The organism is Chryseobacterium sp. sg2396 (assembly GCF_042610505.1).
Taxonomy (GTDB): Bacteria; Bacteroidota; Bacteroidia; order Flavobacteriales; family Weeksellaceae; genus Chryseobacterium.
Window position 1 is genome coordinate 114,250 of record NZ_JBHGAQ010000009.1, and the last position, 14,889, is coordinate 129,138.

Annotated in this window: 11 protein-coding genes; 3 read left to right on the top strand and 8 right to left on the bottom strand. The window is 42.2% G+C overall.

The window, feature by feature from the left end:
• Both ACED20_RS11300 and recO read left to right on the top strand, forming a co-directional pair.
• Window positions 1-2,283, top strand: a complete 2,283-nt coding sequence (locus ACED20_RS11300; RefSeq protein WP_294220462.1) for a T9SS type A sorting domain-containing protein — start codon at window positions 1-3, stop codon at window positions 2,281-2,283.
• A 96-nt stretch (window positions 2,284-2,379) separates the two neighbouring features.
• On the top strand, window positions 2,380-3,066 hold the full coding sequence (gene recO, locus ACED20_RS11305; RefSeq protein ID WP_294199066.1) for a DNA repair protein RecO: 687 nt from the start codon (window positions 2,380-2,382) through the stop codon (window positions 3,064-3,066).
• Between the two features lie 23 nt (window positions 3,067-3,089).
• On the opposite strand, the gene ACED20_RS11310 is transcribed toward recO, so the two are convergent.
• The 7 genes from ACED20_RS11310 to ACED20_RS11340 form a co-directional block, all read right to left on the bottom strand.
• On the bottom strand, window positions 3,090-5,747 hold the full coding sequence (locus ACED20_RS11310; protein WP_294220459.1) for a glucosidase: 2,658 nt from the start codon (window positions 5,745-5,747) through the stop codon (window positions 3,090-3,092).
• A 172-nt stretch (window positions 5,748-5,919) separates the two neighbouring features.
• Window positions 5,920-6,729 (bottom strand): glucose 1-dehydrogenase, encoded by an 810-nt coding sequence (locus ACED20_RS11315; RefSeq protein WP_294199064.1) that lies wholly within the window; start codon window positions 6,727-6,729, stop codon window positions 5,920-5,922.
• Between the two features lie 1,175 nt (window positions 6,730-7,904).
• Window positions 7,905-8,378 carry an N-acetyltransferase gene (locus tag ACED20_RS11320; RefSeq protein WP_294199063.1) on the bottom strand — a complete coding sequence of 158 codons (474 nt, stop codon included), beginning with the start codon at window positions 8,376-8,378 and terminating at the stop codon, window positions 7,905-7,907.
• Window positions 8,379-8,382: 4 nt separating this feature from the next.
• On the bottom strand, window positions 8,383-8,997 hold the full coding sequence (locus ACED20_RS11325) for a DUF1684 domain-containing protein (RefSeq protein WP_294199062.1): 615 nt from the start codon (window positions 8,995-8,997) through the stop codon (window positions 8,383-8,385).
• 260 nt (window positions 8,998-9,257) lie between these two features.
• Window positions 9,258-9,662 carry a hypothetical protein gene (locus ACED20_RS11330; RefSeq protein ID WP_294291633.1) on the bottom strand — a complete coding sequence of 135 codons (405 nt, stop codon included), beginning with the start codon at window positions 9,660-9,662 and terminating at the stop codon, window positions 9,258-9,260.
• 88 nt (window positions 9,663-9,750) lie between these two features.
• Window positions 9,751-11,253: a malate dehydrogenase (quinone) gene (mqo, locus tag ACED20_RS11335; protein ID WP_294234255.1), complete on the bottom strand. Its 1,503-nt coding sequence runs from the start codon at window positions 11,251-11,253 to the stop codon at window positions 9,751-9,753.
• 535 nt (window positions 11,254-11,788) lie between these two features.
• Complete coding sequence (locus tag ACED20_RS11340) at window positions 11,789-12,826, bottom strand: NAD(P)H-dependent glycerol-3-phosphate dehydrogenase (protein WP_294199059.1); 1,038 nt, start codon at window positions 12,824-12,826, stop codon at window positions 11,789-11,791.
• 225 nt (window positions 12,827-13,051) lie between these two features.
• Here ACED20_RS11340 and ACED20_RS11345 point away from each other — a divergent pair, with 225 nt between their 5' ends.
• On the top strand, window positions 13,052-14,071 hold the full coding sequence (locus tag ACED20_RS11345; protein ID WP_294234257.1) for a M23 family metallopeptidase: 1,020 nt from the start codon (window positions 13,052-13,054) through the stop codon (window positions 14,069-14,071).
• A gap of 120 nt (window positions 14,072-14,191) precedes the next feature.
• Here ACED20_RS11345 and ACED20_RS11350 read toward each other — a convergent pair whose 3' ends face one another.
• Window positions 14,192-14,842 (bottom strand): NAD(P)-dependent oxidoreductase, encoded by a 651-nt coding sequence (locus ACED20_RS11350; protein WP_294199057.1) that lies wholly within the window; start codon window positions 14,840-14,842, stop codon window positions 14,192-14,194.
• Window positions 14,843-14,889: the final 47 nt, after the last annotated feature.

A 14,889-nucleotide genomic window follows, 5' to 3' on the forward strand; every position in this document is an offset into this window, starting at 1 on the left:
ATGAAAAAACTCTCTTTAATTTCTCTTGGTATCCTGGCATCCCTGCACGTTGCACATGCACAGACTATTTCTTCAAAAAAATGGGCCGACTTATTTTCCTACAATAACGTCCTGGCCATGAAGGAAGATAACGGGAAAATAGTTGCAGCCGCCGAAAACGGTATTTTTTATTATACCATTTCCACAGGTGAAATTACCAAGCTGTCCAAAGCGAACGGACTGCATGAAGTTAAAGTTTCAGCCTTCGACTATAACCCGCAGACCAAGATAGGGTTGGTGGGTTATCAGAATGGTTCTCTGGATGTTATTACTCCGGAAGGTATTACTTATATTGTAGATATCCCGATTGCAACAGGTTATAATGGGAGTAAAAAAATAAATCATATTTCCATTACGGGAGATCTGGCAGTAATTTCGGTAGGATACGGAGTATCTATTTTCGATTTAAAGAAAAAGGAATTTAAAGATTCTGCGTTTTTCCTATCCGGTGGCTTATATGAAGCAAGCAACGAGGCTACTATTTTCGGAAATAAAGTATATTCGGTTACCAATACGGGCTTAAAAAGCCATGAAATGAATACGACATTTCCTGTTTTCACTACATGGACGACAGAGCTTTCCGGTGCTTTCAAACATATCGATTCGGAAGGTGTTTTAAGCTTTTCATCGGCCAATACAGCTTATGTCTATAATGGCGGAACACCGACTCCGATTGCACAGTCGTTTACCAATGTGCATGATGTGGTGGTAACTTCCGGCAATATTATTGTTACCGATCTCAGCAGGATCTATACTTTTAATACCAACGGAACATTCAACAGCAATGTTACTTTTGGGGAGGAATGCAATACGGCTACAAGGATCGGAAGCAGCGTATATGGAGGAACCATTATGTCGGGTATAAAAAATGAAGGCGGAACTTCTTTCAGACCGGACGGGCCGTATTTAAACTTTGCCTACAAACTGAGCATTTACGGAGACAACCAGATTCTGGTTTCGACAGGAGCCAGGGAAAGCAGGTTTAATACAGCCGTTATCAATTATAAAAATCCGGGGTTCTACTATTTCACCGGAAACGAATGGGTGCATCCTTCATATTTTAAGCCAAACACCAATATATTCAACATATTGGATGCCGTATCCGACCCGGTAAATGCGAATGATGTTTTCTTCACGAATTATATGCAGGACGGAACACGCGGGGTCTACAAAATGAAATATGACCCGGCAACTAAAGATTTCAGCCTGGTAAAAAGGTACAATATGGGAACCGAAAACGATGCAAGGCGTCCTGTAGGTCTTACCTTTGATGATGTGAATAACCTGTTTGTAACTCTTGCTTTCTCCAATGACGGTCCGACGTTCGGTCCGTTTACGGCAGTAGGTGCTTATGACAGGGCCACCGACGATTTCCTGATCCGGAATACGGCACAGAACTACGGGGTAGCCCAAAAGCCTTTGTATTACGAAGGACTGCTTTGGATCCCAACGCCAAGGGTTAATAACTTCATCGCTTATGATGCTAAAAAAACGGTCAATACGTCGGATGACAAGGAATATATATTAACTCAGGACAACGGTTTTGCGACAACTTCAGGAGGTACGCTTTCCGTAGCCATTGATAAATCCGGGGATGCCTGGATTGGCGGCGATGTGGGTTTAAGGGTGTTGCCGAATGCAGTTACCGAAGTCAAAACACCGGCAACAGCCAAAGTAGAACCGATTATTATCGAGCAGAACGGATTGGGGGAAGAACTTTTCAGGGACGGACAGATTTTACAGATCGAAGTGGATGCCGGAGACCACAAGTGGGTTTCTGTAGATGGCGGAGGAGTTTATTACTTATCCTCAGACGGCCAGCAGACGATCAAGCACTTTACCAAAGAAAACTCCCCGCTTCCGACCAACACGATTACCGATATTAAAGTCGATAAGAAAACAGGAAAGGTATATTTTGCTTCCTATGACGGAATCGTAACCTATCAGGGTGATGTTTCAGATGTTACTTCAGGCTTCGGAAATGTGATGGTATATCCTAACCCGGTGGTGTACTCCAACTTTAAAGGGAAAGTAACCATCAAAGGGCTTGCGGAAGTGACCAATATCAGAATCGTTGATGCTACAGGAAATGTGGTGCATTCTGCAGTGGCCAGAGGCGGATATTATGAGTGGGACCTTAATAACCAAAGAGCACAACGTGTGGCTTCAGGTGTTTATTTTGTATTGATGACCAATGAGGACGGCAGCGATAAAGCGACGGCCAAGATCGCGGTGGTAAATTAAAATAGAATTGGGTAAAGACCGGAAGCGAGAATGATGCTTGAAGTTTCTTTTAATCGCTGAACATAAATTAAATAGTACCGAATTCACTTCAAATTAATGAATTCACAAAACGGATTTTTATTATCCTATATAAAATACGGGGAAAACGATGCTGTTCTGCATTGTTTTACCGAGGAAGACGGGTTTCAGTCTTATTTTTTAAAGGGAATTTACACCAAAAAAAATAAGAAGAAAGCCCTTCTTCTGCCTTTGAGCAAACTCAGCTTTTCTTTGAATCCCCTGAAAGGCAACGGGATCCAGACGATTTCGAAATTCGAGATGATGAAAAGCAACGATATTTATACCGATATCCGCTGCAATACCGTGGTGTTCTTTATTTCGGATTTCCTGAATCAGAACCTGAGACACGAAAATAAAAACCATCCCCTCTTCTTTTGCCTGGAAGAGTTTATTGACGAGCTCCAGAACCGGAATTACCAGTCGCACCTTATCTTTTTAATGAAAATCTTAAAAATCCAGGGAGTGGCTCCGCTGATGAATGAAAGCAAATACCTTGATCCGGAAACCGGAACTTTCACTGCCGAAGCCATGCACCAGCTTTTCAACGGAGAAATTTCCTCGGTATGGAAAAACATTCTTACGGCAGAAAATCCTTATCGGGTAAGAATTCCTTCCGCCCTGCGGAAAGACTTTCTAGACAGTCTTCTCGTATACTATCATTATCATATCACTGAATTTAAAATTCCGGCTTCTCTGGAAGTTATACAGCAGATTTTTGAGTAAAGTAAAAAATTAATTTAATTCTCTTATGATGCCGGTTTTTCCGGCATTTCGGTTTCTGATTCGGCGATTTGTTTTTTGGAAAACCTCGGCATCAGGATCTTTGCAATTAACCCGGTCCATCCGGTCTGGTGCGAAGCTCCTACCCCACGGCCGCTGTCTCCATGAAAATATTCATAAAACAGAATATAATCCTTGAAATCGGGATCGGTCTGGAATCTTGGATACTGTCCGTTAAAAGGCCGCTTTCCATTTTCATCCATTAAAAATAATTTCGAAAGCCTGTGGCTTAAAGCATCCGCAATCTCATCCAGATTGGAATATTTTCCGCTTCCCGTCGGAAATTCTACCAGGAAATCCGGACTGTAATAAAAGAAAAAGCGTTGCAGGCTTTCAATAATAAGAAAATTGATCGGGAACCAGATCGGCCCGCGCCAGTTGCTGTTACCTCCGAAAAGGCCACTGTCACTTTCTGCAGGTGTATATTTTACAGTATAATCCATTCCGTTCAGGCTTAATGTGTACGGATTTTCTTCATATTCCTTAGATAAGGCCCGGACACCGAAATCACTTAAAAACTGATCCGGATCCAGCATTCTGCTTAGCAGCCTTTTCAGCCGGTGACCGCGAAGAAGAGAAAGCAAATGCTTGGAATCATCGCCTTTGACGTCCCAATGCGACACCAAAGCCGCCAGCTCCGGCTTGTTTTCCAGCACCCAGTTCATCCTTTCCTTAAAATTAGGCAGCTTTTCAATCATTTCATCATCGATCACCTCAACGGCGAACATCGGAATCAATCCGACGATCGTCCGCAGTTTAAGGTACATATGGCTTCCGTCGTTTGAAGCAATGGCATCATAGAAAAATTCGTCCTGCTCATCCCAAAGACTGAAGCATTCATCGCCCATATTGTCGAGTGAATTGGCAATCGCCAGGAAATGCTCGAAGAATTTCATGGCCATTTCCTCGTAAATATTATTGTAAAGAGCCAGTTCAAGGGCAATACGCATCATATTGAGCGCAAACATAGCCATCCAGCTAGTTCCGTCAGATTGCTCCAGGTGTTCCCCGTTTGGGAGAGGCGCATTTCTGTCGAAGGCCCCGATATTATCGAGCCCGAGAAATCCTCCTTCAAAAATATTGTTGCCGTTGTGGTCCTTTTTATTGACCCACCATGTAAAATTCATCAGGAGTTTTTGGAAAGCACTTTCCAGGAATTCAAGATCCGGTTTATGTTTCAGGTACTCATCGATTTTAAAAACCCGGAAAACTGCCCAGGCATGCACCGGCGGATTGACATCACTGAAATCCCATTCGTAAGCGGGAAGCTGCCCGTTGGGATGCATATACCATTCAAAAAGGAATAATTTGAGCTGCTGCTTGGCAAAATCAGGATCGATCAGGGAAAAGCTGATGGTGTGAAAGGCAAGATCCCAGGTCGCATACCACGGGTATTCCCATTTATCCGGCATCGAGATGATGTGCTCGTTATTGAGATGCTTCCATTCATAATTCCGGATTTTCTCGCGGGATTTGGGCGGTGGAATTTCTGCAGGATCACCCTTAAGCCACTTTTCCACATTGTAATGGTAAAACATTTTGTTCCAAAGCATTCCGGCAAAAGCCTGCCGCTGGACCAGCTTTTCATCATCCGTCTTTATCCCGCACTGGATGTCGGCATAAAACTCATCGGCTTCTTTTTTTCTTGAATTAAAAATATCCTCAAAATCTTCAAAAGGCTGCTGCATATCTTTATCGGACAACCTGAATTCAAAAATTTTTGTTTCTTTAGGCTTAAAAGATTCATCGATAAAAAAGGCCGCTTTTGTTCCGAAGTCTTTGGGATTGACCGATTGTGAATTTCCGTTAACCACAAAATTGTTAATTCCGTCTTTGGTATATTTTGAAGCGTTCTCAGACTGATACAGCCTTTCATCATTGGTTTCGTTATCGCAGAACAGTACTTTTTCAGACTGTTTCGCATATAAATTTTTAATTTCGAGGTCTTTGTGATTGATTTTGATGATTTCCGCATCCTCGGAATTCATCTGCGGTTTATAATCATTGTAACCCCAGCTCCAGGTATTCCTGAACCAGACCGTAGGCAATACAATTAAAGGGGCTTCCTTTTCGGATTTATTGATAACAGTAAGTTTTATCAGAATATCATTTTGGTTTTCCTTAGCGTACTCTATAAAAACATCGAAATATTCATTCTGATCGAAAATTCCGGTATCGATCAGTTCATATTCAGGTTCCTGGCGGCTGCGCTGCGCATTGGTGCGGATGAGCTCATCATACGGAAAGGCATTCTGAGGATACTTATACAGCATTTTCATATAAGAATGCGTCGGGGTTGCATCAAGGTAATAAAAGTATTCCTTCACATCTTCCCCGTGGTTCCCCTGGCTGTTGGAAAGCCCGAAGAAACGTTCTTTCACCATTTTATCCTTTTTATTCCAGAATCCGACAGAAAAAACAAGCTTCTGAAAGTCGTCGCAAATCCCGCATATGCCTTCTTCGCCCCAACGGTAGGTTTTGGCCTCCGCAATATCATGGTTAGTGTATTTCCAGGCTTTACCGTCCGGACTGTAATCTTCCCGCACAACGCCCCATTCGCGGTTGCTGACGTAAGGGCCCCATTTTTTCCAGGTAACGTCGGATAGTCTTTCTTTTTCTTTCATGCGTCGCGGAATATGGATGATTGATAAATGATAATTGATTTAAAAAACGTTGTTTATACTTTGGCTGCGATGCGCCCCGGATTGAACGGCCTGTCTGAGCTCTTTTTGTAAGCCCGGAAAAAGCCCGGTACAAAAAAGCGAGTAGTGAAAGCCGGAAATGTGCGCCCTAAGCTTATCCGCCTGTTGAAAAACTTTCAAAGGTCGTCATTCCGCCATCGATGAAAATGCTGGCTCCGGTGATGTAATCTGCATTGTCGCTGGCCAGGAATACAGCAAGGTTCCCGATATCCTGCGGCTGCCCGATACGGTTGTAGGGAATCAGGGTCATTAATGAATTCAAGGCTTCCGGCGTGCTCCATGCCCCCTTGTTGATCGGCGTCTGGATGGCTCCCGGACAAATAGAATTCACACGGATTTTATCAGCTCCATATTCCTGCGCCAGGGTCTGCATCAGCATCCGGATTGCGCCTTTGCTGGCCGCATAATTGGCATGTCCCGCCCATGGAATCACTTCGTGTACCGAACTGATGTGAATGATCTTTCCGCAGGCTACGGAACGGGAAGTGTCAATCCCGCGGCGAAGGAATTCTTTGATCGCTTCCCTGGCGCATAAGAACTGACCGGTAAGGTTGATGCCGATGACCGTATTCCACTGATCAAGGGTCATTTCGGTAAATTTTGCGTCTTTTTGAACGCCGGCATTGTTTACAAGAATATCGACCGTTCCGAATTGTGCCACCACATCGCCGAACATTCTGATGACTTCGTCTTCGCTGGAAACATCACACTGGTAAGTAATCCCGCTTCCTCCGGCATCTGTGATTTCCTTTAAAACCGCTTGGGCATCATCCAACGAGTGTTCCGAAGAATGATTAACAACGACTGTAGCGCCAGCCAAACCTAACGATTTTGCAATTCCTGATCCGATTCCGCTGGAGGCTCCTGTGATAATGGCCACCTGATTGTGAAGAGAGATTTCCATGTTTTATTATTTGATGTTACCCAAATTTAGCAGAAAGTTTCAAGCCAAACCCAAAAAACCGGGATTAAAATTTCTTAAAGTTTTGTAGATGGCGATTCATTTGAGGTTGAATGGTGAATTCCTGCGGGTAAATACGCTTCGCTTATCAATTTTTAATTGATGCGATTGATGGTTTGTTGGAATGCGCAAAGGCGCAAGAGGACTTAATAATCATGCTGCTGTAAGACGCAAGGAATTCGACACTGTCAAATTTGTATATCGCTAATACTGACATTTAAATTTTATCTTTTTTAAAATAAGCAGTATTCAATTTTATCAAAGATAAAATCTTTGCGTCTTAAAACATTCTGTATTTCAAAAGATTTGCGTCTTGGCATTTTTCCAACAATTCTATATTTATCATTGCCCCTTCACTTGCGGAGCAAAATTCAACATTCACTTGCTAAACCACCCCGTCAAAAATTCTTTGAATTTTCGCCACCCCTCCAGAGGAGGGGAATTATGGTTAAGAATTTTGCCAGATGTGTTTTGATTAAACTTTGACCTTAAAATTCACTATTCATTTGCAAATCAAATTCACCATTCACTTTGGGTCAATTGTCAATTCCTGCGGTTAAATGCGCTTCGCTTATCAATTTTTAATTGATGCGGTTGATGGTTTGTTGGAATGCGCAAGGACGCAAGAAGACTTAATAATCATGCTGCTTTAAGACGCAAGGAATTTGACACTGTCAAATTTGTATATCGCTAATACTAAAGCTTAAATTTTAATCTTTTTAAAATAAGCAGTATTCAATTTTATCAAAGATAAAATCTTTGCGTCCTAAACATTCCGTATTTCAAAAGATTTACGCCTTGGCGTTTTTCCAACATAATTTCAGATAAAATTCACCCTTGACCATTCACTTGCGAAGCAAAATTCACCATTGACTATTCACATTTAAAAACCACCCCGTCAAAAATTCTATGAATTTTCGCCACCCCACCAGAGAAGGGGAATTGCGGTTAAGAATTTTACCAGATGTGTTTTGATTAAACTTTGACCTTAAAATTCACTATTCACTTTCGGTTAATTATCAATTTCTGAGGGGTCAATTCGCTTTGCTTGTCAATTTTATGCTGGTTTTTGATTGACCATTTACTTGCGGATCAAAATTCAGCATTCACTTATTGGTTTAAATACTTTTAGACATGAGATATTGCGGTCCGCTTCTGCCCATTCTTGTTTTCCCTTCATACCGGTAGCCAACTTTTTGATAAAGCCTGTAGGCGGAAACATTATTTTGGTTGACGGCAAGAACGATTTCATGACAGTCTCGAAAATGTTCATGTACAAAGTCATCTATCATGATCATAGCTGCTTTGCCGATTCCATTACCCTGCATTTCGGGATTGATGGATAATGACCTTAATAAAACCGAATCCGGGTTATCGGTAAGCTCCATTTTATCGTCGCCGAAGTCCAGTGTGAAAAATCCCACAGGTATTCCGTTGTCGAATACCGTGACCGGAAATTCGAGTCCGGTATTCCGGTCGGCTATTCTCTTAAGGGCATTTGCCGCAGAAGAAGTATACTGCAGCTGATTTTCATCCAACGCATAACTGACCCCGGAAAAATCTTCTTCCCTGAAAAACTTTAGCGTCACCATATTGCTAATGATGATAGATATTTTTGTACATTACTCCCGCACGGATTTCCACCGGCAGCCTGTTTTCTTCGGGAACGACCGGACAATTGTAGTCATACGCGTTATAGGCGCAATACGGCTGGTAGGATTTATTGAAATCCAGAATGATGGTATTTCCTTTGGGAATGGTTAGATCCATATACTTGCCGCCGCCGTAGGTTTCTTTTCCGTTCGTGGCATCACGGAAAGGCAGGAACAGGTAATCCCTGTATTTCTCCTGCTTGATCAGATCCAGGCTCTGGTATAATGTTAAGGTGTACGGCTTTCCGTCCAGTGTAAAGCTTGCCTTTCCGTATTCTCTGTAGGCCTTGGTTTTCCCGGAAGAAGTGGGAAGATCGAAAGGTTTGGCATTTTCTGTTTTCACGAAATTCGCCGTTACCCTGTATTTCATGTCAACCGGAAAAAAAGGATGTTCTTTAAAATCAGTAAAATTATCTCCCCGCAAAGGCGTTTCTTTGGGATTGCGGTATTCGGCATTCAGTTCCTGCTGAAACTTTTTTATTTCAGATTTTTCGGCAGCCATCTTTTGTGAGAAAAATAATGACGGCAGCAATAGGAATAGAAACAGGTATTTTTTCATGGAAGATAAAAATAGATTAGAAAATATCAATTTATTTATACTTAATGTGAACTCGAAGTAACAGGCTGGAAGATAGAAGCCGGATGCTGGAAGTTGCTCTTGTCAAAATTACGATTAAAGATATCAATTAAATCGTTTGTTACATCTTATTAATAGAAACTTTTATTAAAATCCTAAATCATCAAATTAAACTCTAACATTTTATTTAAATAAACGAATGAAAATAAATTAAATACAGTCGAATTCACATTAATTATGATCTAAATGTAAGATTCTGAGATTTTCACCCGGTAAATGTCCGAAGTATTCCTTTTGATGGATTCAACAAAAAAGCCGCCTTCTTCGGGAATCACTTCTTTCAGGTCGAAACTTTTACAATCTTTCGGCAGGCCGGAAAACACAAGGGTGAACCAGAAATCCCGCATAAAGGGCACCGGTGTCCAGTTCGGGTAAATGGTAATATTTTCTGCGTGGATCAGTCCGCTGCGGTGCTCCGACTGATTGTCTATAAGGTATGTTGACTGCCAGATCCTGATCAGATTGCCGAAGAAAGGCGAAGCCGGAAAACAGCAATGCACGATCACCTGCTGCTCCTCTTCTACTTTGGCCTGCAGGGATTCCAACAGTTCTTTAACGATTATGGGTTTTACAATAGTTTCAGACATGGATGATTGTAATGGTGAATAGTGAATGGTGAATTATTCTGCAAATGTCAATTTTTTAATTCACAATTGACCATTCACCATTCACATTTTAATATTCCAGCTCTAATTTTTCTTTGGAATAGTTTCTAACTTTTTGGGTAAGTTCCGGGTTACCCGCCAGTTTTTGTCCGTACGACGGTACCATTTCCAGCAGCTTCTCCTTCCATTCACCGTGAAGCTTTTCAGGGAAACATTTTTCAAGAACGTTCAGCATGGCATAAACGGCGGTGGAAGCTCCCGGAGAAGCACCCAGCAGAGAAGCGATGGTCCCGCTCTTGTTTACGACCACCTCGGTTCCGAATTCCAGCTTGCCGCCTTCCTTTTCATCTTTCTTGATGACCTGAACGCGCTGTCCCGCCACTTTCAGTTCCCAATCCTCTTCTTTGGCGTCTTTTACAAACTCCCTCAAATGCTGCAGCCGCTGGGCCTTGTTCATGGCCACCTGCTGAATCAGGTATTTTGTTAAAGGAATATTGTGCCACCAAGCCCCGAACAGCGAACGTATGTTTTTAACATTCACACTTTCCGGCAAATCCAGATAGCTTCCCTCTTTTAAAAATTTGGTGGAAAATCCGGCAAAAGGCCCGAACAGCAATGCTTTTTCACCATCGATGATCCTGAGGTCTAGGTGAGGAACCGACATTGGCGGCGCGCCTACGGTAGCCTGTGTATATACTTTGGCCTGGTGTTTTTCCACCAGTTCCTGGTTGTGGCTCACCAACCATTGTCCTGAAACCGGGAAACCTCCGTACCCTTCGCTTTCTTTAATATCCGAACTGTCAAGCAATGGCAGCGCATATCCTCCTGCTCCGATGAACACAAAGTCTGCTTCAACTTCCTGTTTATGGTTGTTGATCCTGTCTTTTACTTTCATTTCCCAGGTGCCGTCCGTTTTCGGATCAATATCTTTTACTTCATGGTATAAAAACACCTCAACGTTGGAGTCTTCCACCAGATGTCTCCCCATTTTGCGGGTGAGGGTTCCGAAATTCACATCCGTTCCCAGATCCATCTTAGTAGCCGCCATCACTTCGGATTTATTTCTTTTTTGCATGACCAAGGGAATCCATTCTCTCAGCTTATCATGGTCTGTCGTAAATTCCATACCCTGAAACAGAACGGATTCAGACATTTTATCATGTCTTTTCTTTAAATATTCAGCATCTTTTTCACCGAAAACCAGGCTCATGTGCGGACAGGAGTTGATGAAGTTTTTAGGATTCTGAATATATCCTTTAGAAACGAGATACGACCAGAACTGCTTGGATATTTCGAACTGTTCGGCAATGCTTTCCGCTTTGGAAATATCGATGGAACCGTCGGGTTGTTCAGGGGTATAATTAAGTTCACAAAACGCAGAATGTCCGGTTCCTGCATTGTTCCAGGCGGCGGTGCTTTCCTTGGCAAACCGGCCCAGCCTTTCAAAAATGGCAATTTCGAGATCCGGATCAAATTCATGAAGCAAGGTGGCCAAGGTAGCACTCATGATGCCTCCCCCTACTAAAACCACATCGTATTTCGGTTTGGGTGTTCTGCTGATAAGTTGTGACATAAACTAAATTTTCTATCAAATTTCGGGAAAAGTTTTAAGAATCGCTATGACTTTCCTGATTTTAACAGCTCATTTTTCCAATAAAATGCAAGTTTTTATTATGCCATGAATTATGATGGAAATTATCGATTATGAACTATTGAAACGATTAATCATTTATCGATATTTAAATTTTATGATAAATATTACGGAATCGAAATGGTTGTGTTAGCGCGGATGTATTCTAAATATGTTTGCCGGATTTCATCATCCGTTGCTGTGATAAAATGATACATAGGCATGGACATATATTTCCGTCGGATTGCATCCGAAGCCTGATGTAAATCGCCCCAATTTTGGCTTGTTGGCATGACTAATTCTCTATATCGGCTTTGAAGGATGCTAGTTTATGTTTGACCTCTTGCTGTATTTTCAATCGGATTGCATCCAACGCTTATGTAAATCGCCCTGTTGGGGCTTTAAGAAACTGATGATTTTTTATTGTTAATAAAAATCGAATTATGAATCAGTATTTTTAATTCAGATATACCAAATTTTAATCCAGTTTAGCCGTGAGTTTTTTGAATTGTTTTTCCGCGTTTTTGCCTTCGTAGAGAATACTGTAGATGGTATCGACAATCGGGAGTTTCAGGCCTTTTTCTTTGGATGTTTTATAGATGGAATCGGCCGCGTAGTATCCTTCCGCCACCATGTTCATCGACTGGATCGCAGATTTTACGGTGTACCCCTTTCCGATAAGGTTTCCGAGGTTCCTGTTTCTCGAGAAGAGCGAGTAAGCGGTTACGAGTAAATCCCCAAGATAGGCACTTTCATTCACATCCCGCGGTGCTTCGTAAATAGCTTCGAGGAAGGTTTCCATTTCACGGATGGCATTGGAAACGAAAACCGCCGTAAAGTTGTCTCCGTATCCCAGTCCGCTGGCAATGCCGGCACCGATGGCAAAAATATTTTTCAGGATCGCACTGTACTCATTTCCCAAAAGATCCTTGCTGGAATGCATCTTAATGAAATCCGAATTAAAGATATTAACCAGTTTCGTGGAAACCTCCTCTTCCACCGTGGCTACCGTAAGATAGGAAAGCCTTTCCATAGCAACTTCTTCCGCATGACAAGGTCCTGCGATTACTGCCTGGTTCCGGAAACCGATTTTGAATTCATCTCTCAGATAATGTGCAACAACATCGTTTACTTTCGGGATAATTCCTTTAATGGCGGAAACGAAGATTTTGTTTGTACTGTCAACCGTCATTTTTTCCATGGTATCCGAAAGATAAATCGATGGGGTAGCCAGGACGATCACCTCACAGGCAGAAACCAGTTCGTTAATGTCTGTGGTCAGCTTTAAATTTTTAAGGTTAAAATTTACTGCGGTAAGATAGGTCGGATTATGGCCTCTCTGCTCGATGGCCCCTTTTACATATTCGTTTCTTACGCACCAGTGTACCACTTTACAGTTTTCCACCAGCATTTTCACAATAGCCGTAGCGAAACTTCCGCTTCCTACTACTCCTACCGGAAGGTCGTTTTTGCTTTTTTTAGGATTCGATTCTGTATTGGTTTTCTTTTTAGCCATAATAGAAATATGAACTGCAAATATATTAAAACAAAGATGGAAGAAAAATGTTTAGGGACATGATAAAACCCATTTTATGTTAAATTAATACTTCTGAACAATTAAATAGCTAAACTTCCGTTAATTACCGATATACCTAAAATTCTGTTAAAAATAAGCCGTAAAGTTTATTTTTAATTAAATTTGCACGCTTAAAACCGTTTTGTAATTACTAAGAGAAGAAAAATGAAGAGATTTCTAAGCCGTAAAAAGAACGTAAACACGCTCCTTGGAGGGCTTTTACTAGTAGTTTTTGCCCAGGGGATTTTCATCGCAAAGCTGTACTCCGAGAAGGACAACAGAAACTATGAAGTAAACCTTGTAAAGATCAACACTGAAAAAGACAGTGTGGATTACCTGAAGATGAAAACCGATCTCACTTTGATGGATCAGACCGTAGCCGAGCTGAATTCTTTCCTGAAATCCAAGGACGTTCCGAACGAAAAAGTAACGATTCTCAGCAAAGACAGCATATCAAACTCCGTTTACCTCGCCAAGCAGGCGAACCGGTACAGCCAGTATCTGATGAATCTTCAGAACAAGCTGCTGCAGGTGCCGCTGGGTATGCCGACCGAAGGCTATATTTCCTCCAACTTCGGGGTACGTAAAAACCCGATTCCTTTCAAAACCGTTTTTGCGGCTGTAAAAACCGCGAGCAGTGCGAAACCGGCTGCTGCAGCCGTAGCCGCTCCTGAAGTAAAGGCTGAACCTGTGGAAAAAACCATTGAAGTGGCTGACAGCTACGGGAATAAAAGGGAAGTAAAAGTAATGGTGACTCCGAAAGTAGCATCTTCAACCCCTGCTCCTGCGACAGCCAATACTACCTCAAAAGCAGTTGCTGCCAATACCGACAAACCGGCTGAGAAAAACAATCAGCCTGCTGAAGCCGACCAGATGCAGTTCCACAAAGGGCTTGATATTGCCGTGGCTTTCGGGTCCGATGTGGTGGCTACCGCCGCGGGCACCGTGATTTTCTCCGGACAGAAAGGCGGATACGGAAACTGTGTGATCGTCTCCCACGGAAACGGACTGGCTACGCTGTATGGTCATTTATCCCAGCTGATTGCTAAAGTAAACGATAAGGTAAAAGTAGGTCAGGTAATTGCCAAATCCGGAAACTCGGGACGTTCTACCGGGCCACACCTGCATTATGAAGTACATAAAAACAATACGCCGGTCAATCCGAGACTGTTTATGAACCTGTAACTAGCTTATGGCTTATGGCTTATGGCTTATGGCAAAATTATAAAAATAAAATAGGACGCTCTCGGGGCATCCTATTTTTATAATGAGCAATTTTGCTCCAATTCTTTTTATGGAACTGAATTAATACGCTGCAGTAAAACGCTCCCGGATGTGATTGTTCTGCTCAAGTTCATCTACCAGGACCACGGCTACATCTTCTACGGAAAGAACGCTTCTGCCGTTTTCATCAAATACCGGATTTTCAAGTGCTGTTCTGTATTTTCCTGTTCTTACGCCGGCTGTTCCCTGATGCATTTCGATGGCCGGGCTGAAGAACGTCCAGTCCAAGGTTGTATTTTCTTTGATTTTATTTAAATAATCCCTTGCAGCAGTGGCTCCCGGCTTGATATCGGCAGGAAAATCAGGACCGTCTACCAGCTGATTCCCATCAATGTACAGGCTTCCTGCCCCACCTACGGTAATGAATCTTTTCACGCCGGATTTTTCCACTGCTTTTTCGATATTAACCGAACCGTTCAGGAAATCATCATATAAATTTGGGTTGGTCCATCCAGCATTGAAGGCATTGATTACCGCATCATTTCCTTTTAAAGCTTCTGCCAGTTCATCCACTTTATTTACATCCACGCTTTTGGCAGTTACTTTTTCGTTCTGCTCAACTTTTGAAGCATCTCTTACAAGAGCTTCGACTTCATACCCTCTGTTGGTTAATTCCTTTACCAATGGGGTTCCCACAAATCCTGTGGCTCCGATTACGGCTACTTTTTTCATAATATTTTATTTTAAATTAATTGTAATAATATTTGTTACACTTATAG

Coding starts and splice junctions, on each gene's coding strand:
- ACED20_RS11345 (WP_294234257.1), top strand. CDS start 13,052: ATGAAGAGATTTCTAAGCCGTAAAAAGAACGTAAACACGCTCCTTGGA.
- mqo (WP_294234255.1), bottom strand. CDS start 11,253: ATGTCACAACTTATCAGCAGAACACCCAAACCGAAATACGATGTGGTT.
- ACED20_RS11350 (WP_294199057.1), bottom strand. CDS start 14,842: ATGAAAAAAGTAGCCGTAATCGGAGCCACAGGATTTGTGGGAACCCCA.
- ACED20_RS11320 (WP_294199063.1), bottom strand. CDS start 8,378: ATGGTGACGCTAAAGTTTTTCAGGGAAGAAGATTTTTCCGGGGTCAGT.
- ACED20_RS11310 (WP_294220459.1), bottom strand. CDS start 5,747: ATGAAAGAAAAAGAAAGACTATCCGACGTTACCTGGAAAAAATGGGGC.
- ACED20_RS11340 (WP_294199059.1), bottom strand. CDS start 12,826: ATGGCTAAAAAGAAAACCAATACAGAATCGAATCCTAAAAAAAGCAAA.
- ACED20_RS11300 (WP_294220462.1), top strand. CDS start 1: ATGAAAAAACTCTCTTTAATTTCTCTTGGTATCCTGGCATCCCTGCAC.
- ACED20_RS11330 (WP_294291633.1), bottom strand. CDS start 9,662: ATGTCTGAAACTATTGTAAAACCCATAATCGTTAAAGAACTGTTGGAA.
- ACED20_RS11325 (WP_294199062.1), bottom strand. CDS start 8,997: ATGAAAAAATACCTGTTTCTATTCCTATTGCTGCCGTCATTATTTTTC.
- ACED20_RS11315 (WP_294199064.1), bottom strand. CDS start 6,729: ATGGAAATCTCTCTTCACAATCAGGTGGCCATTATCACAGGAGCCTCC.
- recO (WP_294199066.1), top strand. CDS start 2,380: ATGAATTCACAAAACGGATTTTTATTATCCTATATAAAATACGGGGAA.